General features: G+C 56.9%; 23 protein-coding genes. 13 read left to right on the top strand and 10 right to left on the bottom strand.

Going from position 1 to position 23,939, the window contains the following annotated elements; genetic code table 11:
* The first annotated feature begins 764 nt into the window (after positions 1–764).
* The 3 genes from AABO57_24285 to AABO57_24275 all read left to right on the top strand — a co-directional run bounded on the left by AABO57_24285 (position 765) and on the right by AABO57_24275 (position 3,275).
* Positions 765–1,124, top strand: coding sequence for a hypothetical protein (locus tag AABO57_24285; protein ID MEK6288849.1), 360 nt, complete (start codon positions 765–767; stop codon positions 1,122–1,124).
* A gap of 48 nt (positions 1,125–1,172) precedes the next feature.
* Complete coding sequence (locus AABO57_24280) at positions 1,173–1,400, top strand: hypothetical protein (protein ID MEK6288848.1); 228 nt, start codon at positions 1,173–1,175, stop codon at positions 1,398–1,400.
* 1,335 nt (positions 1,401–2,735) lie between these two features.
* Positions 2,736–3,275 carry a hypothetical protein gene (locus tag AABO57_24275; protein ID MEK6288847.1) on the top strand — a complete coding sequence of 180 codons (540 nt, stop codon included), beginning with the start codon at positions 2,736–2,738 and terminating at the stop codon, positions 3,273–3,275.
* Positions 3,276–3,285: 10 nt separating this feature from the next.
* Here AABO57_24275 and AABO57_24270 read toward each other — a convergent pair whose 3' ends face one another.
* A complete protein-coding gene (locus AABO57_24270) occupies positions 3,286–4,923 on the bottom strand; it encodes a glycosyltransferase (protein ID MEK6288846.1) in 1,638 nt (545 codons plus the stop codon).
* A gap of 366 nt (positions 4,924–5,289) precedes the next feature.
* Between AABO57_24270 and AABO57_24265 the strand changes: the two genes are divergently transcribed.
* Positions 5,290–6,348, top strand: a complete 1,059-nt coding sequence (locus AABO57_24265; GenBank protein ID MEK6288845.1) for a hypothetical protein — start codon at positions 5,290–5,292, stop codon at positions 6,346–6,348.
* Between the two features lie 66 nt (positions 6,349–6,414).
* On the opposite strand, the gene AABO57_24260 is transcribed toward AABO57_24265, so the two are convergent.
* From AABO57_24260 to AABO57_24245, 4 genes are all read right to left on the bottom strand, one after another.
* Complete coding sequence (locus AABO57_24260; GenBank protein MEK6288844.1) at positions 6,415–6,708, bottom strand: hypothetical protein; 294 nt, start codon at positions 6,706–6,708, stop codon at positions 6,415–6,417.
* 115 nt (positions 6,709–6,823) lie between these two features.
* Positions 6,824–7,804: a VOC family protein gene (locus AABO57_24255; GenBank protein MEK6288843.1), complete on the bottom strand. Its 981-nt coding sequence runs from the start codon at positions 7,802–7,804 to the stop codon at positions 6,824–6,826.
* A 117-nt stretch (positions 7,805–7,921) separates the two neighbouring features.
* The gene (locus AABO57_24250; protein MEK6288842.1) at positions 7,922–9,463 is read right to left on the bottom strand and encodes an amidohydrolase family protein; all 1,542 of its coding nucleotides are present in this window, start codon (positions 9,461–9,463) and stop codon (positions 7,922–7,924) included.
* Between the two features lie 333 nt (positions 9,464–9,796).
* A complete protein-coding gene (locus tag AABO57_24245) occupies positions 9,797–11,047 on the bottom strand; it encodes a hypothetical protein (protein MEK6288841.1) in 1,251 nt (416 codons plus the stop codon).
* Between the two features lie 517 nt (positions 11,048–11,564).
* Between AABO57_24245 and AABO57_24240 the strand changes: the two genes are divergently transcribed.
* From AABO57_24240 to AABO57_24230, 3 genes are all read left to right on the top strand, one after another.
* Entirely contained in the window at positions 11,565–12,719 is a 1,155-nt protein-coding gene (locus tag AABO57_24240) for a glycosyltransferase family 2 protein (protein ID MEK6288840.1), read from the top strand.
* A 179-nt stretch (positions 12,720–12,898) separates the two neighbouring features.
* Entirely contained in the window at positions 12,899–14,206 is a 1,308-nt protein-coding gene (locus AABO57_24235) for an amidohydrolase family protein (protein MEK6288839.1), read from the top strand.
* 242 nt (positions 14,207–14,448) lie between these two features.
* A complete protein-coding gene (locus AABO57_24230; GenBank protein MEK6288838.1) occupies positions 14,449–15,354 on the top strand; it encodes an alpha/beta hydrolase in 906 nt (301 codons plus the stop codon).
* Positions 15,355–15,398: 44 nt separating this feature from the next.
* Here AABO57_24230 and AABO57_24225 read toward each other — a convergent pair whose 3' ends face one another.
* Positions 15,399–15,653 (bottom strand): PQQ-binding-like beta-propeller repeat protein, encoded by a 255-nt coding sequence (locus tag AABO57_24225; protein MEK6288837.1) that lies wholly within the window; start codon positions 15,651–15,653, stop codon positions 15,399–15,401.
* Between the two features lies 1 nt (position 15,654).
* Entirely contained in the window at positions 15,655–15,891 is a 237-nt protein-coding gene (locus tag AABO57_24220) for a hypothetical protein (GenBank protein MEK6288836.1), read from the bottom strand.
* Positions 15,892–16,201: 310 nt separating this feature from the next.
* Here AABO57_24220 and AABO57_24215 point away from each other — a divergent pair, with 310 nt between their 5' ends.
* The 6 genes from AABO57_24215 (at position 16,202) to tsaE (ending at position 22,190) form a co-directional block, all read left to right on the top strand.
* On the top strand, positions 16,202–17,185 hold the full coding sequence (locus AABO57_24215; GenBank protein ID MEK6288835.1) for a DUF2157 domain-containing protein: 984 nt from the start codon (positions 16,202–16,204) through the stop codon (positions 17,183–17,185).
* Positions 17,178–18,227 (top strand): DUF4401 domain-containing protein, encoded by a 1,050-nt coding sequence (locus AABO57_24210; GenBank protein MEK6288834.1) that lies wholly within the window; start codon positions 17,178–17,180, stop codon positions 18,225–18,227. The genes AABO57_24215 and AABO57_24210 overlap by 8 nt, the downstream gene beginning before the upstream one ends.
* Entirely contained in the window at positions 18,224–18,724 is a 501-nt protein-coding gene (locus tag AABO57_24205; GenBank protein MEK6288833.1) for a GDYXXLXY domain-containing protein, read from the top strand. Before AABO57_24210 ends, AABO57_24205 begins: the two co-directional genes overlap by 4 nt.
* 128 nt (positions 18,725–18,852) lie before the next feature.
* Positions 18,853–20,094, top strand: coding sequence for a PQQ-binding-like beta-propeller repeat protein (locus AABO57_24200; GenBank protein MEK6288832.1), 1,242 nt, complete (start codon positions 18,853–18,855; stop codon positions 20,092–20,094).
* A 12-nt stretch (positions 20,095–20,106) separates the two neighbouring features.
* On the top strand, positions 20,107–21,717 hold the full coding sequence (locus AABO57_24195; protein MEK6288831.1) for an NAD(P)H-hydrate dehydratase: 1,611 nt from the start codon (positions 20,107–20,109) through the stop codon (positions 21,715–21,717).
* Positions 21,718–21,728: 11 nt separating this feature from the next.
* The gene (tsaE, locus tag AABO57_24190; GenBank protein MEK6288830.1) at positions 21,729–22,190 is read left to right on the top strand and encodes a tRNA (adenosine(37)-N6)-threonylcarbamoyltransferase complex ATPase subunit type 1 TsaE; all 462 of its coding nucleotides are present in this window, start codon (positions 21,729–21,731) and stop codon (positions 22,188–22,190) included.
* On the opposite strand, the gene AABO57_24185 is transcribed toward tsaE, so the two are convergent.
* The 3 genes from AABO57_24185 to pyrH all read right to left on the bottom strand — a co-directional run bounded on the left by AABO57_24185 (position 22,187) and on the right by pyrH (position 23,849).
* The gene (locus AABO57_24185; GenBank protein MEK6288829.1) at positions 22,187–22,417 is read right to left on the bottom strand and encodes a hypothetical protein; all 231 of its coding nucleotides are present in this window, start codon (positions 22,415–22,417) and stop codon (positions 22,187–22,189) included. The genes tsaE and AABO57_24185 overlap by 4 nt on opposite strands.
* On the bottom strand, positions 22,414–22,974 hold the full coding sequence (gene frr / locus AABO57_24180) for a ribosome recycling factor (protein ID MEK6288828.1): 561 nt from the start codon (positions 22,972–22,974) through the stop codon (positions 22,414–22,416). The genes AABO57_24185 and frr overlap by 4 nt, the downstream gene beginning before the upstream one ends.
* 107 nt (positions 22,975–23,081) lie before the next feature.
* A complete protein-coding gene (gene pyrH / locus AABO57_24175; protein MEK6288827.1) occupies positions 23,082–23,849 on the bottom strand; it encodes a UMP kinase in 768 nt (255 codons plus the stop codon).
* Positions 23,850–23,939 lie beyond the last annotated feature (90 nt).

Here is a 23,939-nt window from a genome sequence, read left to right as displayed (position 1 = left end):
TACCAGTAATCGTTACGGTAAATGAGCACTGCGTTCCAACATCTGTGGAGCAGATAACGGTCGTGGTGCCCACAGGGAAGAAGGAGCCGGATGGAGGATTGCAAGTCGGGATAGGTGGGAAAGGCGGTTCGTTAGGATCACCACCGCAACTGCCCGTTGTGGTGGGAGTTGAATAAGTCACTACATTTCCGCACCCACTGCCCGATTGACTGATGTTGACCGGACAAGTGATCACGCAGGGAGTTCCGCCTGTAACCACCACAGTGAAGCTACAAGAACTAGTGTTGCCCGCCGGGTCTGTCGCGCTACAATTAACGGTCGTAGTACCTACCCCGAAGCTAGAGCCCGAAGGCGGATTACAGCAGAAAGAGCCTGATGGCCCCGGATTACATGTAAGAGTTGAACAATTCCCAGCCGTTGTCGGCGCTGGGTAGTTGACCGTAGCCGAGCCTGAGTTAGGGGGGTTCTCACTTGCAGTAACGGGGCTAGCCGGGCACGTGATTGCGCAAGTAGAAGAACTATTGACCCTCACTGTGAAGCTGCAACCGGCAACCAAATTATTCGACCCGTCTCTTCCGGTACAATTAACCACAGTCAGCCCCACAGGGAAACTAGAGCCCGAGGCCGGAGTACAGGTGATTGTCAGGGCTGGGCAAGTGCCCACTGCAGTCGCTGTTGAGTAGGTGACATTGGCAGTACCCGAACCTGGCGAGCTTTCATTAACGGTTTGATCATCCGCACAGGCGAGCCCGCAGGGACTAGCGTTGACCGTTACGTTGAAGGTGCAGAGGGCGGTGCTGGTGTTGGACGAGTCCGTGCCGCTGCAGGTAACCGGCGTGGTTCCTAAATTGAATCTAGAACCTGAAGGCGGAGTACAGGCGACTTCGACACAGTTGCCTGTTACGGTAGGGGTATACGTTACCGTGGCCGATTCCGCGCCGGAGAACTCTTCAGAAACAGTAATATCCCCCGGGCAAGCGATCGTCGGCGTAGTGGCCGCCCGCGTCTCATTTAATGTCACCGTGAAGCTGCAAGTAGCTGTCCCGCCCGAGCAAGTAACGGTAGTCGTTCCTAGAGGGAGCGTCGAGCCTGATGGCGGACTGCAGACCACAGCAGGCGTTTGACCGGTGTCGGGATCCGCGCAATTCCCCGACAAAATAGGATCCGTGTAGGTGGCGACCGCAACGCACGGGTTGGGGTCGTTGGGGTTGTTATCCAAATTGATGTCCGCCGGGCAGTTGATTGTGCAAGGATTGGCGACCGGACTGGTGACAATGGCTTCGGCGGTCGAACTGTTATCGGCCGGGTTAGTTTCCTCCGTCGGGGGTTCGCTTACGGCCATGGAGACGATGGCCGTATTGGAGATGACTGTGTCGTTTGGCGTACCGGCGGTTACATGATAAACATATGTGAAGCTTACACTTTCATTTACAGCTAGCAATCCTGTCGGCCCTGTCGAGCAGTCCCCACCCGTACAGGTGAAGGTCGGGCCTGGGCCAGGATCTTGCGTAGCGGAAACGAAAGTGGTGTTAGCTGGAGTTGCATCGGTGACCTGGACATTTGGCGCTGGGTCCGGGCCCAGGTTGAATACAGTCACCTTATATACGATGTCACTGTCAGAAGGAATCCGGAGCGGGCCAGACTTAATGATCGAAAGATTAGCTTTCGCTTGATCGGGATCACTAACCACGAAGGTCGCGGTCGCAGTCGCGTCACCGTCGACGTTGATGCTCCGCACGATCCATGTTCCAACCTGGGCTGTTAATGGGATTGCGTAGGTGTCAGTCCCGGTGCTCGTGAAGGTACCGCTTATATCCACAATAGTACCATCGGGCGCAAACCACCCAATACGCCGCGTGCCCGTCGCTCCTGTCGCGACCGCGCAGGCAGTCTGGCCGAGACTCCACGAGTCCTTTGGCGTCGTACAATCAAGAGACGAGAAGGTGTCTATACTTTCTGCAAACGCGGTGACCGCACTACCGCGCGAAAACATGGAGTTGATTCCGCTGGTCACAAGAAAAAAAACGGCCACCAAAGCTATGGCGGCAAAACGAAGACGCGCAAGAGGGCTGATTCGGTGCGTCAATAATCTAACAATTCGTGTATTTGAAATGATCTTCTTCGCCTTGCTAGCATGGTATGCGCACTCTGAGCCAGTAGGGGGTTTCATAAGGCTTTCTCCTTGTATGTCTCTTTCCTGATCCTGAGCAGCCGACGTTTAGAGCGCTTCCAAAGAATCCCGGAAGCCGACTGTCATACCCTTACCGGAATTGCTGCTCAAGTCGCCACTACACATTCGAGCACTCCACGATTACGAATTCTCGAACGAAGAAGTCATAATCGACAAATATGTAGCGGGGCGAACAATATGACTTTTTGCCCAAGAAGTCAACCGATATTTTGCAAGGGTGGCGTCAATATTTTGCACAGGTGTCGTCGGCAGGTGATATGTCCGGCGTGGCTAGTATGAAATGCCGGGATAGCGAATCGAGCATTGCAGTTCGAACAGATCGATTGATATCTTGGTTGTTGTGGTTAAAGCCGCGATGCCTAACGCGGGGGTAGCGCCGAGCGGGATTGCCCTTCGGCATGAGTTGCTCGAATTAAGTTGGTGACGAGGCGAGGACCTCGATTACTAGCGATGCACTGGTTTCCGCTGTGCGGGCGAATTGTTTCGTGAAAAGAGAACTTGCTCGCGGTGGCGATGTTTAATATCATCGCCAAAGGTGATTTCTATGCGCACAAACCTGGTAATAGAACTGTCGAAGTCATTTTTCACATGCTTGCTTGTCGCGGTAGTGGCTGCCGGTCATGGTAGCGGGCAAAATCCTTCCCGACCGGACGGCGCAGCCGAGATGCCAGATTTCAGTTTTACTTTAACTCGCACGCCTGAAGACCCAAAGCGTTACAGTCTTGTACTGTCCGACGACCAGGAACATGTCATCTCAGGCACGTTCTCTATAGAACAGCTTCAGATTCTCAGGGCGATGATGGTAGAGGCTGGAAAGTTCGCCTTTACTGAAGAGGCTGTGGGAACGAAACAGTCCGTCACGACCCGCTTTCTGGACAAACAGGAGCGCGCATTTGTAGTTGATGTAGAGAAGCTCGGAAACCAGAGCCGGCTTTACCTCACCATTAGTACAGAGGCCGGGCGCATGACAGCGGAAGGAGGGAGAATAAACCGCAGTGTCAGACGCTCCTACGGATTCCTCTTTGACTTGTCGGCGCGCCTAGAATCAACATTACCGAAATTACCTACCCAGCCTAATAAGTGACCGACGTTTGTTAATCCTGGATCGAGGCTTTCGACGAGGTCAGCCCAACGGCAGAAGAAAGAATCTCAAATCGCTCCTCCCAGGTATGCAATCTCGCAAACGCTTGCCGCTTTTCTTTGAGCTCGCCGGGTTCTTCTGCGAGCGCTTCACTGATTTCTTTCTCAAACTCGTCGACAGTGGATGCGAGTCGAACCAATGGTACGAGTGACGCCATCTCAGGGATGGGTACCGAGACCAGCGGTTTTCCAGCGGCCAGGATTTCATACGCCTTCACCGGGTTTGTGGCTTCGGTCAGCGACATGCGCTTGAATGGTAATATCGCTACGTCGAAACGCCCGAGCCAGTCGGGAATGACTGAATAGTGCTTCTCGCCGGGCATTGACACGTTTGGCAGCTTCGATAGCCGCTTGGTGTTCGCAAACAGTTTTGAGCCTACCAATATGAAATCCCAGTCGGGGCGCCTACCTGCGAGGTCGGCGACAAGATCAGAGTCGAACCAATCTTCGATCGCCCCATAATAACCAATAGCTGGCCGTTCACCGTTGCTCCATATCGCCTTAGAAAAGTGCTCGTAGTCGCAGCCGTTGCGCACGAGAATCACGTTTGAATTGTGAATCTTCGCTTCGTTCTCCAGGAACGCCGACGACGCGACTACAAGGTCGGCGGATTTTAACAACGCGCCTTCCTGGCGGATCATCTGCCTGCGATTCGTGGAAAAGCCGGCGTGATAATCCATGCAGTCGTATACAATCGGCCACCTAAACTCAGCGCGGGTTTTTTCGACAAGGGGCCACCAGAAGGGCAACTGCGCAAACGCGACGGTGGCCCCCAACGACAACTTGCGTCGAAGCACGTCAATGGAAGCGAACAGGACATCGCGCACGCGATCGGTTAGGACTTCGCTGTAGACATTCCGCTCAGGGCCGCAAAGAGATACCTCGAAAACGTTGTGGCACTTCTCGCTGAGCGCGAATGGCTCGCCCGACGTTCCAAATGTTTGAGACACGTAAAAGACACGATGGCCTTCTGAAGCAAAGCGCAGCATTAATTGCTGAGGCCGCTGAAAACGAAAGTCCCACTCGATGATTGGAAAGCAAACAATGTCATAGGTATTAGAATCGGAAACAAGCGGCTGAATCTCGACCGGCGTTTGAGCGACCCCAGCCCCGACGGCGCCGCCAACCGCGAACTGCGGCTGCGAGTTCCTCGCCGACTTGTCGATAGAAGAAGAATGTTCAACAAGTGTTTTCGTTCTCGCCCTTCGCCTAAGAGTCGCCGAGCCGAGCAGTCGATACACGGGCAAGAGGTAACGGTATTTGATCTGGCCGTACGACCTGAGCAGTCGCCAACCAAGTGTCCCGGTTATTCTCTCAAGCTCCAGCTCACTCTGGGCGAGCTGTGCCGACAATGAGGAAATCTTCCGCTCCTTTTCGGTCAACTGCGCAATTAGCTCTGCCTTCGCCTGCTCGCCTTCGGCTGCTTGCGCGGATAAAGCATTCAGGGCCTTCTTGCTCTCTGCTAGCTTAGCCCTAAGTGATTCAACAACGGTTTCCAAATCTGTTGTGCCGGTCGAGCGAGCCTTCTCTATCTGGGCTCGCTGCCCGTCCGGCGATTCTTTTTCACCGCTTTGTTCCGAACCTTGAGTCACAACGCCTCGCAGCCTGTCTTTTTTTAGCTCTATCGTTTGACCCTTATAGCGCGACTTTGAGGCGTCGCACAGAGCCTACATTCTGCTAGATGCTAGCGGCTGCAGATTTATTGTACAAGAGCCCAAAGTCGGCGCTGCTGTGCGTAGGTATTTTGCTCGACCTCAAACAAGCAGAGCCAGCTTAAAAACACACCCGCCCTGTTAACAACGAGCGGCCATTGGCGGCGTATTGAAGTGTCAAACCAAAGACCAGAACCTTACCCAATATGCGGTTGCAAAACCCCGGCCCCGAGGAAGCCATTGAGAATTCCGCGCACTACCCTTGTTTGACTAATGAAGTTCACCTCTCTATCCTAAAAACCCGCTATGCTGAAAAGCTTCAAACTCGCCTTGCTGATAGTGATCGCTCTTGCGGCGCTGCTCTTGTCAAACACGTCCGGCCTGGCGTTACGCGAGCCCCACCCGCTAGTTATTAAGAAGGTGAATACGCTTCGCGAACCCGGGCTCTTCGCTGCTCAAAAAACAATCGATCCGTCGGCATGGGGAGGCAATCACGTTGGAAAGCCGGTTCCCGAGTTTGTTCATGGCGATGAGTGTCTCTTCTGTCACAGGAACGACATAGGGCCGGGTTGGCAGAAGAACACGCACGGCATCACCATTCGCCAGCGGGAAGACGCGGCAGAGTGGCGAGATGTTTTCAAAGGGCAGCCGGCATTGTCAGCCATCGCGTCTCAGGTCGAATACTTTCTGGGAAGCCGGCACCGCCTGCGGTTCTTGAAGAAAGAAGGTTACGGCAAGTTCGCCATACTCAGCACCCAAGCCGAACTCGGAAGCGGCCGCCAGGTTCAGAAGTGGATCGAAGCCGAGAAACCTGTCTGGGATAAGGACCGCTTCGCCAGTCGCTGTGCAGGCTGTCACGCAACCGCCGTGGACCCTTTGACGAAGTCGTTCTCAGCCTTCGGGCTTGATTGCTACACATGTCACGGCGTAGTCGACTTGGATCATACCAACGACATCTCATTAGTCTTACTTTCCAAGAAACGCAGAAGCGACGCAAGAGTCATTACTTCAACGTGTGCGCAGTGTCATCTGCGAACGGCTAAGTCGAAGTCAACCGGTCTGCCGTATCCGAACAACTTCGTAGCGGGCGATAATCTGTTTCAGGACTTCGAGGTCGACTTTGCCAAGGCTGACGATGAGAGCTTAAACCCGGGCGACAGACACATCATGCGCAACGTGCGTGATGTGGCGCTCTATGGATCCGAATTTCCAACATGCATCAACTGTCACGACCTGCATAAGCAGTCGAGCGTCAAACATCGACGCGCCCCCCGGACAGCCATATGCAACGACTGCCATAACGCCGAAGGACCGATCAAAGGCAATAAGGCTTATGCAGTCCGCAGCGCCTTGTGTGAATACTGAACCATTGAGTCGGCAGGTGGTGTTCTCTCAAGCACCTGGCCGAACAGCAATCGACGAAGAGTGCATTCATGCGCCTCTCTTCAACTCCGGGCGCACGCGATCGCGGTAGCGGATAGCCTCCTGCAACACTCTTCGATACTCGCTCACATCAACGTCCCGCTCCGAGCATAGCATCATGAAGTTGCCATCATCGCGGAAGTGCCCGTCCCATTCAATTAGCTGCTCATCGCTCCAGGAGGGTGAATACTGCTGCATCTTTTCATCCGCCATACGATCGAAATAAGCGCGCAGGTTGACGCTCGTTTCGTCCATTGGTTCGTCGGAAGGATCCTGTTCGAAGTTCCAGATTGGCTGTTCCATATGAAGGACTCCGGAAAAGTTCGTTCTTTTAGAATAATGCAGCCGAGAAGAGACGCGATGACAGCGGTATGACTAAGCAAAGGCGGATGCCTTTGATTTAACCTCAAAGCTGGTCCTATTCCTTACGCGCGTGGCCTTCCACAAGCTCGATTCGAATCTTGTCGGGCCCCTCGATGAAGGCGTACTTGATCTTTCCACCCGCCGCCGTTTTGATCTCGTCGGTCACTTTCACACCGTCCTTGCGCAACTTCTCGAGCGTCTCGGCAAGGTTGTCGACGCTGAAGCCAACGTGATCGACGACTCGTCCCTTGGTCGAAGACATGGCGGTCTGGTTCTTCCAATGCTCCGCGTAGGCCTTCTTCGAGTAGCCAATCGGAAAGATGATGATGTTCACGTTGTCCATCATGAGCGACGCGTTTGGCCCGATCTGGACATCGCGGTAGAAGCGCGGTTCGCGAGACGGAGGAGCAGTGCCCCTGCGCACCGCGCCGAAGTGCTTGGTGTACCACTCGCCTGCCGACACCGGATCTTCGCTGAACATGTGAAGGTGTCCGAAACGGTGGTGTGAGGCGGTGTTCAACTCGATTAGCGCGTGATCCGGTCCCTCTACATAGGCATAGTAGACGAGGCCGGTGGCGCCGGGATTGCGGCCGCTGATGTCGCTGATATCAGTCAACGGCGTGAAGAACTTCGTCCCGCTGTCTAGCTGTTTCTGATAGGTAGCCTTCATGTCTTCGGCGCCCCAGCCGAAGTGCCAGATGGCCGAAGTCAGCTCCCACGGCGGAGGAGCGCTAACCTTGGTGAACAGCATCCACGACTTCTGCGCCCAGACGCCGTCCAAAAGAGCGGCGAAGCGTCCCTTCTCGCAGTCAAACTTGCTCGTGTAGAAATTGATCGCGGCCACAGGGTCTGTCGCGTTCAGATGTAGATGATGAAAGTGCGCGATAGGAGCTGGAGCAGCCGGCTCCTGGGGCTTGGCTTGCTCGAACCCCCCAGCTTTGAGATTTAGTCCGCACAGAAGAATCATCGCGCACAGCGATGAAAGCCCGAGAACTGCATGACGCGTATTGCGCCCGCGATGTTTGATCTTAGTCATGGCCGGTCCTTAAAGAAGCAACAGCGGATAGCTGTACGGTCAAAGCAGCGACCCGTCGACTGCGCTCAATCGACGGGCCGCTGTAGTCACCTTTGAAAAGCTACGGACAGGAGCGTACTAGTCGTCGGATCGCACCCAGCCGTACGCTACGTTGCTGCGCTGCCCGCCGTCATTCACGTACGCTATCTTTATCTTCTCGAGTGCATCCGCCGGTAATGCCTTTCGTTTGGCTTTCACATCGACGTTATAAAGTTTCGCGGCGTTCAGCCCGAAGATCTTCGCCTTGTCTTCCTTGGTGATCTTCTTGTAGCCAAACTTCTCGCACATCTCGTCGCTGATCTGGAACCGCTTCAGAGCGTCGATGCCCCACTGCGGCGATCCCCACCACAGACAATCTGTGCCCCAGACGACGTGGTCGGAGCCGTAGTACTTGATGTTCTTACCCATGCCGTGCATGCACAATTCGGGGTGCATGATGGCCAGCGTGTTGAAGAAGCTGCCGACCTCACAGTAGACGTTGTTGATCTTCGGATTGCGCTTCTTGATGTCCATCAGTATGCGGTGCCACTCGAAGTCGCCGGTCGTCGGATCGTAGTTATTGTGGTCTTTGTCCAGCCAATTCCCCGCCTGACCGCCCGGCTCATTCAAGCCGTGTTTTATAGCCGAGTGGTAGACGACGAAGTTGAAGTCGGGGTTGCGCAACGCCGCTTTCTCGACGTCTTTCGGATTTGCCAGATGTCCGAGCGTGCGCGACTGGTACGAATAGCCTTTGTGCGTGCTGATCAGTTTGAGGCCGCGCTTGCGCGATTCTTCGATGAACCATTGCGCGTTGTCGTCATCAAGCTGGAAGCCATTGCCCGACTGTCCCGGATCAGTGTGGCAATACCATTTCCATGAGTTGATGCCGTAGACCTTCAACTCACGCTCCATCTGTTCGAGACACGCTGCCTTGTCTATCTTGTTAGTTGCTTTGTCCCAGTAATGATTCGGCGCGAGGTTGCCCTGATTGAGCGCGCGCTGCGAACCGGCGATTTCATTGATCTGTTTGCGGGCTTCAGACATGAGCCAGCTCGGCAGGACGCGCCCTGCCACTCCAGGTGTGCGAGCCGCGCCTTCCAGCACCTTGCCGTCCTTGTCCCTGAGGTTCTCTTTGCCGGGAACGCCGGAGATAACGACCATGGCCGTCTCGCTATCGAAGAACATCTCCTTGACGAAATTCTTGAAGCCGTAGGCTTCGGCGTCTTTCTTGAGCTGAAAGCCCATGTTCTTCACGAACTCAGCATCGCGGAAGCCAGGGATCGCGTAACCATTTGTGAAGTGGGACTGCACGTCGATGATGAAGTATTCGCCCTTGGGCCATTTCTCATCGTAGGCTGCGGGTTCCCACGTCTCGGCCTCGTCCACATCCCAGTACTTGCCGTACACCTTGTTCGAGGCGAGAAAGCAGGTTGCGAGGCCCATCGAACTGGCCATAAACGCGCGGCGCGAGAAGCCCAGCTTCTTGGCGCGTTCCTCGCCCATCTGGCCGATCAAGTACTCGACCTCCTTCTGTTTCGGAGTCTGCCGGCGCGGGATGAATTCCTCGTTTGACACCACCTGCGTCGGCATCGGCGAGTCCACTCCCTTTTTCAAGTCTCTAAGCCCTTTTGGAATCCACATAGCGTTCCTTCCTTTCAAAGATAAGCTGAATGCCGGAGACGACCTTAGTTGGATCTAAATCATTCGATCGTGCCCGCTTTGGTCGATCACTTCGAGAGGGCCATTCCACCAAATTCTCGGCGTCGAGAACTTGGCGAGCCCTATTCGGTCGCAATCGAGGACCACTTCTCCCGACCATCATGAATCCACTGTGAATGTCTAGGATTTCCGGCAGTCTATCCCATCCGATGCGTAGTTGCAAACCTGGAGAGGCGCGTTCGCCCGGTAAATTACCGACTGTCGATTAGAGGAGAGGGAGTCTGGGATGGAGGTAAGACAAACGAGGCCAGCGGCTTAAGCTACCAACTGCTGTAGCGCCTCGGAGAAAATCGGGCCTTCTTCAACCGAAAGCTTCAGCTTTTTCAACTCGTGCTCGATCAGCCTTCGATTGTCGCTTACCAGAGAGTCAGAAACACCGAGCAGCCTGGCGATCTCCAATTGCGAAGGTCCCGCCGGATTGTAGTAGCAATGCCAGAGCGTGGATAGCAGCCGAGTGTAACGCCGCTCGTTGTTGTTCACGGCGCGGCGCAGTGACGACAAGAACTCGTCAGCCATTAGAACGACCCGTTTGTCTTGCTCACCGCGGAGCAGAGCGTCTTCGGGAGTGTCCCTTATGTCGCGAGCTTCTCTGCGCATCATGCTTCCATTGCTCGCTGAGCTCATCTCCTCGTCGAGCGATGAGACGTTGTAGTCCTGAAGCGGGATCTTCGACAGCACCAGTTGACGAATCGTGCGCACGTCGGCAGGCGAGTCGATAGCCTCCAGAACTTCGACGATCAAATCTTCGAGATCCGGATTCGATAATATCAACTGCGACGTGCCCGAACGGCCGACCAATCGGGTGTCGCGTCTCCTCATAGGAACCGTTTTGATCAGCTCGGTGAAGTGCCCGGAATCGCGGAGCGGCTTCGACTCATTCCATTCCGGCAGGCCGAAGACTTGATTAACCATGCGGCGGCGGCGAGGCTCAGTTCCATTGCCATTGTGCTTCGCCGCGGAGTGGTCGTCCGCCGGCGGAACAACGAGCGTCTCGATATCGTCATCGTCCTCGAGAGAAGCCGCTTGCCGCGCGGCTTCTTCAGCAGATGGCTTGGCCTTTTTCGAAGGTCGTCCGCGACGCGCCATACTCTTCTCCGATGACGAATCCGCTCCATTTTGACCTTCGGCGCCGATGCGCCGAAAGCGCGCGCTGGTCTTTAATAGTGAGCTCACCCGCCGTGCCATTCGAAATGACTCAGGATACCGTTTCCGCAATCGCGCACCCACCAGGTTCGGCACTTCTATGCGCGCCAGTTCGTTCTCGATTTCGACGCTCTTGTAGCTGTTGTTAGCGTAGTGATCGAAGCGCCGCTTCTGAAAGAGCTCGAGGAACAGCTCCTGAGTAAGGTCGGCATTGATCTCGGTCTGCGACGACACTGCGGCGCCATCGGTGGCGAAGTGAAGCGGACGCACCGCCGGGTGACGAGAAACCAACTGGAACAATCCATTCCACAGGCCTTCCACGTCTTCTTCGGCGAGGAGCCCGGACCAGTCAATCTCCATCATGAATCGTTTCTCCCCCTAAATTTCGCGAGTCACCGAGCCCGCGCTAACTCTACCAAGAGCAGGCGCGCGCTTTGGCCGCGCCCCATTCTTCACGATGTCCTTCACGATGTAAGCGCGACATTCGCCGGGAAGAATTCGCGCTGAACCGTCGGGGCAATCACGGAACTCGCAAAGACAATTCTGGAGGCAGGAAGCTAAATCGAGAGCAGCGTGCGTCAGGAGGCGACTCGTCACGACGGGAGAAGGCGTTTCGAGCGCTTCGAGCTGATCGAGAGAGGGGCGGGCTCCAATCTGCGGGTCAAACGACGCGCGCGCGGTCGAGTCGTCCCGCAACCTTATAACATCACTCAGGCCTCGAATGGAATACTATTTCAACCGCGGGGCGGTCCCCGCTCAGCTTGCGACCCTGAGGGTCCGGCTAAGCAGGCTTTTCTTAGGAAATAACCCCGGCTTCGTCATTTTAGTCCTCATGAGAGAGAGGCTCGCCTGATTGGGTGAGTTGAGGTCGAGGGCGATCATGATCGAGGCGCTTTTCTGGATTTCCGTTGGGGCAATCCTCTACACATACCTGGGGTATCCGATCGTTGTCTGGCTGCTGGGGCGCGTGAGGAAGCGCGAGGTAATCAAAGCCGACATCGTGCCCCGGGTGTCAGTGGTCATCGCTTGCCACAACGAACAGGACAACATCCAGGCTCGAATCAAGAATCTCCTGGGCTGCGACTACCCGAACGATCTGCTCGAGATTGTCATCGTCTCTGACGGCTCGACCGACTCCACGGCCGAGATTGCGCGAAGGCATACATCAGATCGCGTTCGCTTGTTCGGCTATGAAGAACAAAGAGGCAAGGCAGCGGCTCTGAACATTGGAGTCGAGATGGCTTCGGGCGAGATCATTGTTTTCGCCGATGCCCGGCAGTCGTTTGAGCGCGACGCGATCAAAGAGCTGGCCGCCAACTTTGCAGATCCGAGCGTCGGAGCAGTGTCCGGCGAGTTGCTGCTGGACGGCGCCGGCGGCTCCTCGGTTGGCGAAGGCGTTGGGGTGTATTGGAAATATGAGAAATGGATTCGCAAGAGCGAGAGCCGTTCGGGTTCTACGATCGGCGCAACCGGCGCGATCTATGCCATGAGGCGTGAGTTGTGGCGGCCGCTTCCCGAGAGCACGATACTCGATGACGTGTACACTCCGATGCGAATTGCGCTCGGCGGGCATCGTGTGGTCTTCGACGAGAAAGCTCGCGCCCACGACAAGGCGGTCGAATCCGCGGGTCGTGAATTTGCGCGCAAGGTGCGAACGCTGACCGGAAACTATCAGCTTTGCCAGTTGATGCCGCGTCTGCTGTTTCCAAACAACGTACTGTTGTTCCAATTCTATTCGCACAAGCTCATGCGGCTCGGAGCTCCGATTTTCCTGCTGCTCATTCTCGCAGCTAATGTCTTTCTCGCAGCTACGCCGGCAAGCAATGCCGCCGCGCTTTTCTATCGAGTTGCACTCGCGGGTCAGTTGGTTTTCTATGCCGGCGTAGCGACGGGGGCCTGGCTACTCAGGCACAATCGCCGCGTTCGATTGTTGAATCTGGCCTATGTGTTCTCGCTGATGAACGCCGCTGCTCTAATAGGCCTGGTCTTCTTCCTGCTGGGCAAGAGAGACGTGTGGGTAAAACGACTGGGCTAAACAAAGCTTGACTCCTCACTCCACCGCTCTAACCGTTGACGTCGACACCACCCTAACATAGACTGCTCGCTCTCCTCACTCGCGTAAGCGGCAAGCTTCAGTCTGTCTTTCACGGCCTAAATGCCGGCACAGTGACAACCTGAGGTTTGCCGGACGTCTTCAACCTGAAAGGAATATCTATGCGCGCCGCAAGAGTCTACGCGAGTCTGCTGTTGTTTATAGCTGCTTCGCTCCCGTGGCCCGCGTCCTGGGCTGCTTCGCCCATCAAGGCAATCCTTTTCGGTAAGCTGGTTGACGGCGCCGGGAAAGTCATTACCAATGCCTTAGTCCTGGTCGAGGGCGATCGCATTAAGAGCGTCATCAGCGCCGGCCGTTCCTCAATTCCCGCCGGTGCTCAAGTCCTGGACCTCAGCCGCTACACTGGAATCCCAGGGCTCATCGATGTTCATACTCACATGACTTACTATTGGGACCAGGCGCCGGGCACCCGCCCCTGGGGTCAACTCGGCGCGAGGATGCCGGCGGTATCGATGTTCCTCGCCCAGGAGAATGCTCGCAAAACGCTGGAGACTGGGGTGACCACCGTTCGCAATCTTCACGCGGCGGAGTATACGGACGTCGCGATGCGGGACTTGATAAACATGGGAGCAATGACAGGTCCGCGAATGTTTGTCTCGGGCTACGGATTGCACGTTGCTTCGCCGGCTTCGCGAAGCGTGGCTCCTACTCCGAGTAAAGGGCAAGCCAACGGCGTTGACGAAGTTGCGCGCGCGGCCAAGGAACAGATAGCCGCCGGAGCGGACTGGGTAAAGATGTTCGGTTCGACCGGCAGTGCCCAGGATGTCTCCGGAAATCAGACGTACACCTTTGAAGAGATGAAAGCGGCTGTTGATACGGCTCACAATTTCGGCAAGCGGATCGCTGTTCATTCCTACGGTCCCGCGGGAGCGCGCGATGCCGTCCGAGCCGGCGCCGACTCCGTAGAGCACGCGACCGATATGGATGACGACACCATTGCAGAGATGGTTCGGCGCGGGACATTTTATGTTCCGACCGTCGACCACAATCGCTACTACGCCGAGTACCGGGATCAATTCGGGTATGGCCCTGAGGTTGCCGGCCGATTGAACGCTTACGTTGAGCGCAACCTCGAGACCGCGCGACGCGCGTTCAAAGCCGGGGTGCGTTTCGCGATGGGTTCCGATGCGGTGTTCACGATGTTCGGCCAGAACACGCGCGAGTTGGGGTGGTTCATAAGAGCCGGCATGACACCTGAACAGGCGCTGGCGGCGGCCACGACAAACGGCGCGGCTCTGCTTGGAATGGAGAAGAGTCTGGGTGCGGTCTTGCCGGGTTACTACGCAGACATCGTCGCGGTCGAGGGAGACCCTCTTGCCGACATCAACGTGGTGATCAACCACGTGAGATGGGTGATGAAGGGTGGCGTCGTGGTTGTCGACAAAAGAAAAGCGCGCAAGACTAGCTAATTGAGGGGGAAGTCTACGCCCAGGAACTCTATCAGGAAGCCCGCCGGCATTGGATTGTCCGTGAGGTGTAGAAAAAGAAAAACCCCCATGGTTAGGGGGAACAACCTATCGCTGATTGCTCAGCGAGACCCGCCATACGGTCGGTGTTCAGTTGCGGTTTTCAATGACAGAGAAGCTCTCACGATGAGCTTGTCAATATGCAAACGGTTTTGCGATCCTATCAACTACCAAGGAGAATTCCGATGAAGAACAAGACTTCCGTCTGCTGTTTGTTCATCGCGCTGGCGCTGCTCGGCGCCACTGCGCGGGCTGAATCCGATCTCGAGAAGCGTGTCGAGCATGGTTATGCCGACTCGGGCGGCGTGAAAATTCATTACGCCAGTCTTGGAAAGGGACCGCTCGTTGTAATGATCCACGGCTTTCCCGATTTCTGGTATTCGTGGCGCGATCAAATGGAAGCGCTGTCGAAAAACTATCAAGTCGTGGCGATCGACCAGCGCGGCTACAATCTTTCAGACAAGCCAAAGGGCGTCGAGAACTACGATATGCGATTGCTGGTCGGCGATGTTGCGGCAGTGGTGAAACATCTGAAGCAGGACAAGGCCATCATCGTCGGGCACGACTGGGGCGGCATCGTCGCGTGGACGTTCGCCATGATGATGCCGGATATGACTGAGAAGCTGATCATCCTGAATCTGCCGCACCCGCGCGGTCTCAGCCGTGAGCTTGCAAACAATCCAGAGCAACAGAAGAACAGCCAGTACGCGCGAGGCTTCCAACAGCCCGACGCTCACACTAAGCTGACCGCCGAGGGCCTGGCCCGCTGGGTGAAAGACCCGGAGGCTAAGAAAAAGTACATCGAAGCGTTCAAGCGGTCGGACTTGGAAGCGATGCTCAACTACTACAAGCGCAACTATCCGCGTGAACCGTACACCGAAGACAAGTCGCCGGTGGTGAAGGTCAAGATGCCGGTGCTGATGATTCACGGGTTGAATGACACGGCGCTGCTGGCCGGCGCGCTCAACAACACGTGGGAGTGGCTCGAGAAGGATCTGACACTGGTGACGATTCCGGGCGCGGGGCACTTCGTTCAGCAGGACGCTTCAGACCTGGTGACGCGCACAATCAAGATGTGGCTCGCGAGGTAAGGGAAACGTCGGGTCAACGCGAATGTGACGGCCGCGTGCGACCGTTAATGGCTGATCGCAAACAAATCATTCTGCGCTCGAACGAACATCACGCCTTCTGAGATCGCCGGCGTAGCCATAAGCGGCTGGCCGATTCGATTCGTGGCCGCAAGCTCGAACTTCGGACCGGCCTTCACGACGAAGATTTCCCCGTCCTCGCTCGACAGATAGATCTTCCCGTCAGACGCCACCGGTGATCCGCTGAAGCCGCTCCCTTGATGCGGAATTCGCTCGAGGTATTTTTGCTCACCGGTCGGCAAGTCATAACACGCCAGGATCGGAAAACACCGGCGTCGGCGCGGTGATCTTCGAGCTGCCCCCGAGACGCCAGAGTTCCTTGCCACACGAGTGGGCGAGTCCCGGGATGCGAGCCTTCCATTTGATATTGGCGCCCGTCTCGCCGTTCCACGTATCGGGCAGGTTCTGCGTCGGCGATGCCGGTCGCGTGATCGCCTCTAAACGAAGGCCGGTTGCGGCCGGCCGGCTGCCTTTGCCCAACCGCGGTGCTCATCAGAGCGGGAACCATTGATGATCGTGAGCACTCTCATCCGAACGTACCTCCCTCGCGCAACTGAGCAGCTTGTGCGTGCAAGCGCGGCGAGCCCGTGTGAAAGAACAGTCAAGAACGGAACGCTACTTTGTTTAGTTGTGAGTATGGGCGCCTGGTCATGCCTAACAAGGCGTAGATCACCGAGCGGTTTGTTGTTTGTCTCCCTGTGAATTCCGTGACCCTTGAGGCTATGATATTCCGGTGGTTCCCCCAGACGAGAAAGAAAATACGAGGTTTCACGGTGCACTGGATCGTCCAGTGGATCGGGCGACGATCCATCGGCTTTTCACCGCCGGGCATCTGAGCGCCGCCGCCAGAAACGCGACCCTCAAGTGGATGCTACCGCCGCAGGAGTGGTGGGGGTGGGTCAACCGGCTGCTGTTATTCTTAGGGGCAGCGTTGTTGCTCGCCGGGATAGTTTTCTTTTTCGCTTTCAATTGGGCGAGGATGAGTCCCTTCTCCAAGTTCGCGGTGATCGAAGGCGCGCTGTTGTCGTGTATCGTGGCGGCCTGGATCGCAGGTCTCAATCGAATCACGGGCCAGGTGCTGCTGCTCGGCGCGGGCTTGCTAGTGGGAGTGTTGCTGGCGGTGTACGGGCAGGTCTATCAGACCGGTGCAGATGCGTATGAGTTGTTCGTGGGCTGGTCGCTCTTGATACTCGGCTGGGTGATTGTCGCGCGTTTCGGCGCGTTCTGGTTGATGTGGCTGTCACTCATAAACGTGGGAATTATGGCTTACTGGTCGCAGGTGGCTGAGCCCAACGGGCGAGCGACGCCTGAAACGATGTTTATGCTGCTGGCGCTGATCAACGGCGCGGCGTTGGTGGCTAGAGAATACGGCGCGGCGCAGAACCTTAGCTGGCTGGCTCCGCGCTGGTTGCGATGGGTGTTGCTCGGTTCGATCCTAATTTACCTGACGATCTCCGGCACGATATTCATTGCAGGAGCGAGATCCTTGTTTGAAACATCCGCGCTGAGCTTGATGTTGCTGATGGCGACGCTCGCCGCGAGCTACAGGTTCTTTCGCTTCCGGGATCGCGATCTCTTGTCTTTGACTATGTGCGCCCTCTCGGCCTGCGCGGTGGTGCTGACGGCGATTGGGCGCGGGCTGTTTAAGACTGTGGGATGGGACGGGGCTGGAGCGTTTTTAGTCTTTGGCCTGATGGTGATTGGTGTTTTCAGCGCCGTCGCCTTTTGGCTGCGCGCGGTGAGCGTGGCGATCGAAGGAGAGCCGGATGCCTGAACAGATTCTCTCTATCGGTGAAGTCCTCGGCCGTTTGCAGAGGGCAGGGCAGCTTGATGAAGCCGGCGTCGAGCGCATCACGCAGCATCTGGCGGTCACAAGCAACGAGCCACACACGCCGTGGTACATCAAGCTGCTGATGGCGGTGGGCGCGTGGTTTGCCGCGATTTGTTTTCTGGTTTTCCTGGGGATGGCCGAGTTGATTTCCTCCAAACCCGGTCCGCTGCTGGCGTGGGGGTTCGCCTTCATAGCCGGGGCAGTCATACTCCATCGTCGAACGCAGCAGGTCTTCGTCGCCCAGCTTGCGTTGGCGATGAGCATTGCTGGTCATTCAATGATCTTGTTCGGCGCATACCAACAAATCGAACGCTTTGGAGCCGTGCCCGTGGCCGCCGCGATTCTGTGCGCTGTCCTGTATGCCTTGTATGAAGATTCAGGGCATCGGTTTCTGTCGTGTTTGGCAGTCACCGCCACGCTGACGGCTTGGCTCATCACCGCGAATCTGCATCACGGCGTGCACGTTGTGATCTTGCTGGAAACGATCGGCCTCGGCTGCTTGTTTACTGATCGGTGGCTCTCATCAGCGCTACGCCCGATGGCTTACGCACTGGCCGTCTCGATTCCGCTGACTCTGTACCTGGCGTTAACTTCTGACCTGGAGATTCACACTCGCTGGTGGCCGTCCAAAATCGTGATGATTGCGGGCTTGATCTGGCTCTATCAATGGGCGGCGGGAGGCAAGGAAAGTCTGCGGCGCGAGCCGATTATTTGGGCAGTGGTGGTGACGGTGATGCTGGGCATCGTTTCGACGCCGGGCATACTGGCGGCGATTGGGCTGGCTGTGCTGGGTTACGCGCGACGCGATGCAGTGGTCTTGAGTTTGGGCCTGATCTTCATGCCTGCGTTCATCGTGGCCTACTATTACGATCTCAACGTAGACCTCGCTACCAAGTCATGGATTATGGCTGGGAGCGGCGCCGTGCTGCTCGCGGCGCGTTGGTATATGAGCCGCCGCCCGTGGGCTCGGGAGGCAATGTTGTGAGCCTAACAACGGCGAGAGGAATTGTTTTCTGGGGCGTCACACTCGTGGTGTTTGGAGTGATGAATGCCCTGATTCTGAATAAACAGACTGTATTTACGTCCGGCCAGACCATGCTTCTGCGAATTGCCCCAATAGATCCGCGCTCGTTGATGCAGGGCGACTACATGACGCTTAGCTACGACATCGCGATGGGTCCGGCAGCGCAGGCCATTGAAGCCAGCCACGCTGATGGACAGATCGTCGTCACGCTCGATGACCACAATGTGGCGAGCTTCCTGCGCATGCACCGTAGCGAGCCGCTCGGGGAGGGCGAGAGACTCTTGCGCTATCGGCGCCGCGGAGGGTTGCGCCTGGGCGCGGAATCGTTTTTCTTTCAAGAAGGGCAAGCCGACTTGTATTCAGGCGCACGCTACGGCGAACTCAAAGTGACGCCCGCCGGCGATAGCGTGCTCGTCGGTTTGCGCGGCGAGAACTTCGAGCTGCTCGGCGCGCGTTGAGCAGTCAATCGATTTGGTTACGGCGGTTCGAGCTAACGGCATCCCATTGCCCGAGTCACGCGGGACGTGAGATCTGCCGCAGCTTTTCGTCTTGAATTCACTCGAACTTGTGAATGAGAATTGGATTTGTGAAATACACGATGAGACTCGCGTTGTTACTCAGCTTGCTGGTGGCTAATGCCACTACGGGCAAACCAATCGCCCAGCCCGACTGGCCACAATGGCACGGGCCGAATCGAACCGCCCTCTCGACGGAAACGGGTCTGCTAAAGACCTGGCCGGCCAACGGACCTCCGGTCGTCTGGTCGATAGCAGGCCTTGGCGAAGGCTACGGTTCAGTTGCGATCAAGGGCGACCGAATTTACGTGCAAGGTGTGAAGGACAGTCAGAGCTCGGTCTTCTGTCTTAACCGCGCCGACGGCAAGACCGTGTGGGTGACTGCGCTCGGCCCGCGTTTGGGGCAGGATCGCGGACCCGGACCAAGGGGCACTCCAACGGTCGAAAACGACAGGCTCTATGCGCTCGCGGAGAGCGGCGACCTCGGCTGTCTCAAGACCACGGACGGCTCGATTTTATGGCAGCGAAACATCCTCAAGGACTTCGGCGGGCGCAATCCGAAATGGCTCATCAGCGAGTCCCCCCTTATTGACGGCAATCGCTTGATTGTGACGCCGGGCGGCGAAGGGGCCTGCATCGTGGCGCTCGACAAGCTGACCGGCAAGACCATCTGGACGACAAAGGAGCTGAGCGACGAGGCCGGCTATTCCTCGTGCGTTGCGGCCGACATTGGAGGCGTGCGAACGATTGTAGGTTTCACCGGGCGCGCAGGCGTTGGCGTTCGCGCTTCGGATGGCAAGCTGATGTGGCGCTACGAACCGGTTTCAAATCGCACAGCCAACATTGCCACTCCGATCGTTCACGACAACAAGGTCTTCTATACGTCGGACTACGGCACCGGGTGCGCGCTGCTCGGCTTGAAGGCGCAGGGCGGCGAGGTTAAAGCCGAAGAGATCTATTTCAGCCGCGAGATGATGAACCATCACGGTGGCGTGGTGCTGCTCAACGGCTACCTGTACGGATTCAACAACGCAATCTTGACCTGCATCGAGTTCGCCACTGGCAAGATGGTCTGGCGCGACCGCAGCGTGGGGAAGGGAACGCTGACTTACGCCGACGGTCTGCTTTACTTGCTCAGTGAGAACAACGTCGTCGGGCTGGCCGAAGCGTCACCGACAGGCTACAAAGAGAACGGCCGATTCCAAATTGCCGATCAGGGATGGCCAAGCTGGGCGCATCCAGTCGTGTGCGGCGGCAGGTTCTACATACGCAATCAGGGAACGCTCGCGTGTTACGACATCAAGCCGCGATAAGCACTTGAAATTATGAAGATCCTGTCAGCAGCCGAGATGCGCGAGGTTGATCGTTTGACAACCGAGCGGTACGGCGTGCCGGGCCTTCTGCTGATGGAGAACGCCGCTGAGCGCACCGTCGAAGCCGTCGAAAAAAAGTTTGGCGAAGTCGAAGGTAAACGCTCGCTGGTGATCTGCGGACGCGGGAACAACGGCGGCGACGGAGCTGCGATCGCGCGGCTGCTGCATAACAAGGGCGCATCGGTTGATGTGCTGTTGCTCGGCCGTGTTGAAGATTCGAGCGGGGATGCAAGAACAAACTTCGAAGCCGCGCTCGATATCGCCAGTACCGGGGGCTCTAACTTTCGCTTCGTGGAGATCACAACCGCAGAACAGTTCTGGGCGGAAGCGACCGCCTATCCACATGCTCTGTTCTTCGACGCGATATTCGGCACGGGCTTAACGCGCCCGGCTTCGGGCCTGTTCGAAGAAGCAATTCACCTTCTCAACGATCACACCACCGACGCGCCGGTCATCTCGGTTGATATCTCTTCAGGCATTGCTTCAGATTCTCACGAGCCGATCGGTCCGGCAGTGAAGGCTGATCTGACCGTGACATTCACGGCGCCGAAAATCGGCAACATTTTTCCACCGGCCGCCGATCTTTGCGGAGAGTTGGTCATCGCTTCGATCGGTTCGCCTGAAGAACTGATCGAACAATCGGGATCGCGTCTGAATTTGGTTGAGCTGCGCGACATAGAGTTGTGGCTCTCAGCGTCGCGCCGCAGCTCGCACGCTAACAAGGGCGACGTCGGAAAAGTTCTGATCGTCGCCGGCTCGCGCGGAAAGACCGGAGCCGCGTGCCTGGCAGGGGAAGCCGCGTTGCGAGCCGGTTGCGGGCTGGTGACTATTGCGACAGCGGAATCATGCCAGCCGATCGTTGCATCGCGGGTTATGTCGGAATGCATGACCGAAGCGCTCGCCGAGACGTCAGCAGGCGCGGTCTCTCGCGAAGCTGCCGACCGTGTGCTCGAGCTGGCAGCAGAACGCGATGTTCTTGCGATAGGTCCCGGGCTTGGCTCGACCGACAAATCGACTCGCGCGTTTATGCGAGTTGTGACGGTGAAACGGCAACGGCCGATGGTGATCGATGCTGACGGATTGAACTCGCTTGCTCCGTGGGCCGACAATCTGCTCGGGAGCGCCGAGCTGCCGATGATACTCACTCCTCACCCTGGCGAGATGGCAAGACTCGTCTCGAAACCCATTGCCGAGATTCTAAAGGACCCCATCGACATGGCGCGTTCGTTCGCGGTGGATCGCAACGTGGTCCTTGTTTTAAAGGGCAGTCCCAGCGTCATCGCCGCGCCGGATGGCCAGGTGTACGTGAGTCGGACTGGTAACGCGGGAATGGCTACCGGAGGGACCGGAGATGTGCTGACCGGTATGATCGCCTCGTTAGTCGCGCAGAAGCCCGACGATCCGCTGAGCGCGACAATCGCGGCGGTGTACTTGCACGGGCTTGCCGGGGACATCGCGGCTTCGCAAATGGGCACTCGCGCGATGATCGCGTCCGACATCATTACTCACCTCGGCGATGCGTTCATCTCAGTCGGCGGCGAGGCCGAAAGGTTGGTCAGGTGACAGACGGCTTGGTGTCCGAACCAGAAACCCCGAACCAGAAACCAGAAACCATATTCGGTGAGTTCATCACGCATTCGGCTGAAGAGACCTTCGCGCTTGCAAGACGCATCGGCGATCAACTCAAAGGCGGCGAAGTGTTTCTTCTTAGAGGCGACCTCGGCGCCGGCAAGACGGTCTTCGCCAAAGGGCTGGCAGCGGGTTTAGGAATCGCTTCAGCCGACGTTACCAGTCCAACTTTCACGCTGGTCAATGTCCACGAAGGCCGCCTGCGGTTCTATCACATTGATCTGTACCGGCTCGATATCGGAGCGCATCAGGGGTTGGGGCTTGAAGGGATATTCGAAGAAGAGAAGGCGGTGACTATTATTGAATGGGCCGAGAGATTGGACTTTGTCCCCGCCCGCGCGACCGTTGTGGAGATGTTCTACGTTTCGATTTCCGAGCGTCGGCTTGTCATCAGACAGCCTGACTAGTTGCGTGCGCGTCGCCAGCTACGAACGATCTCCACTGCGTCCGCTTCTCGCAAGCCAGTTTGGCGTGCAGTGCGAGCGGAGCTTTCTAACAGATCCTCGTCCTCCGCGCGGTCGATGAACTCATCGACCGCACGCTCGAGGACGCTTCGCAAAGGCAGCTTGCGACGACGCGCTAACTTCGCGAGCGCACTACGCCGCTGTTCGTCTAACTCAATCGTCGCGCTCATACCGTCATCACTTCCTTCTCTTTATGCTCTGACAGCTCGTTGATCCTTGTGATGTGCTGGTCGGTGAGTTTCTGAATCTGATCGAGCCCATCCTTCTCCGTGTCTTCGGAGATCTCTTTATCCTTGAGCATCTTTTTCAGGTGGTCGTTGGCGTCCCGTCGAACGTTGCGGATCGCCGTTCGATGTTCTTCTGAGATCTCGTGAACGACTTTCACCATCTGTCTGCGCCGCTCTTCGGTGAGCGGAGGTATCGGGACGCGAATAAGCTTGCCATCGTTTGAAGGATTGAACCCGAGCTCCGATGCGCGAATCGCTTTCTCGATGCTGGCTAGCTGCGTTGGATCGAACGGTTGGACCGTCAACATAGTCGGCTCAGGCGCGTGAATAGTTGCGACCTGATTGAGCGGCATCTCAGCGCCGTAGTACTCGACCATCACATTGTCGAGCAGGTTCACCGATGCGCGTCCGGTGCGCACAGTTGAGAGCTTCTTTCGCGCATCTTCGACCGCGGAGTCCATCCGCTTGCGTGCGTCACTGGCGATATCTTTGATCTCCATCCGAATCCTCCACCATCAGAAGTCAGAGGTCAGAAGTCAGAGGTCAGAAGTCCGACGTCGGGAGGTCAGCGAGCGGCCGGTCGTCCCTCGTGTCGTCTTATGGCTGATCATTCCACTTCTGCCCCCTGACCTCTGACTTCGGGCCTGACTTCAGGTCTAACAACGGTTCCGACGGGTTCGCCGCAAACGACCCGAGCTATGTTGCCGGGCGTGTTCAGATTGAACACGTGTATCGGCAGGCCCTGATCGCGGCACAGGCTGATGGCTGATGTGTCCATCACCTGCAGGTCGCGTTGAATGACGTCCAGGTAGGTGAGCGTCTCGAACATCGTCGCCGTATCGTCTTTAGCCGGGTCTGCAGTGTAGATGCCGTCCACCTGGGTCGCCTTCAGTATTGCGTCGGCCTTGATCTCGAGCGCTCGCAGGGCGGCGGCTGTGTCGGTTGTAAAGAAAGGATTACCGGTGCCTGCGGCGAAGATGACTAAGCGGCCCTTCTCCAGATGGCGAATCGCGCGGCGGCGGATGAACGGCTCGGCCACTTCGTGCATTTCTATCGCGCTCATTACTCGAGTAAACGCGTTCTGACCCTCGAGCGCGTCCTGGAGCGCGATCGCGTTGAGCACAGTCGCAAGCATTCCCATGTAGTCGGCCGACGCGCGGTCCAGGCCTTTGGCGGAAAGCGCCAGCCCGCGAAAAATATTTCCTCCGCCGACTACGGTGGCGACTTCGACGCCGAGATTGTGAACGTCGTTGATTTCGCCGGCTATGCGAGTGATGGTCGCGGGATCGATCCCGTAGCCTTGCTCTCCCATCAGCGCCTCGCCGGAAAGTTTGAGCAGAATTCGCTTATAGATTGGTTTTGATTTTCGCGACATAATCGGGAGAGATTATTGCTGAGTGCCGTTGGATTGACAACAAAAAAGCCCCCTTGGGAGCGCAGGCATCCCTGCCTGCCTGCCTCACGG

It is taken from the genome of Acidobacteriota bacterium (assembly GCA_038040445.1).
GTDB lineage: Bacteria > Acidobacteriota > Blastocatellia > UBA7656 > UBA7656 > Onstottus_A > Onstottus_A frigus.
The sequence above is the reverse complement of the archived record's forward strand: the minus strand, read 5'-3'. Positions and strand labels throughout refer to the sequence as shown.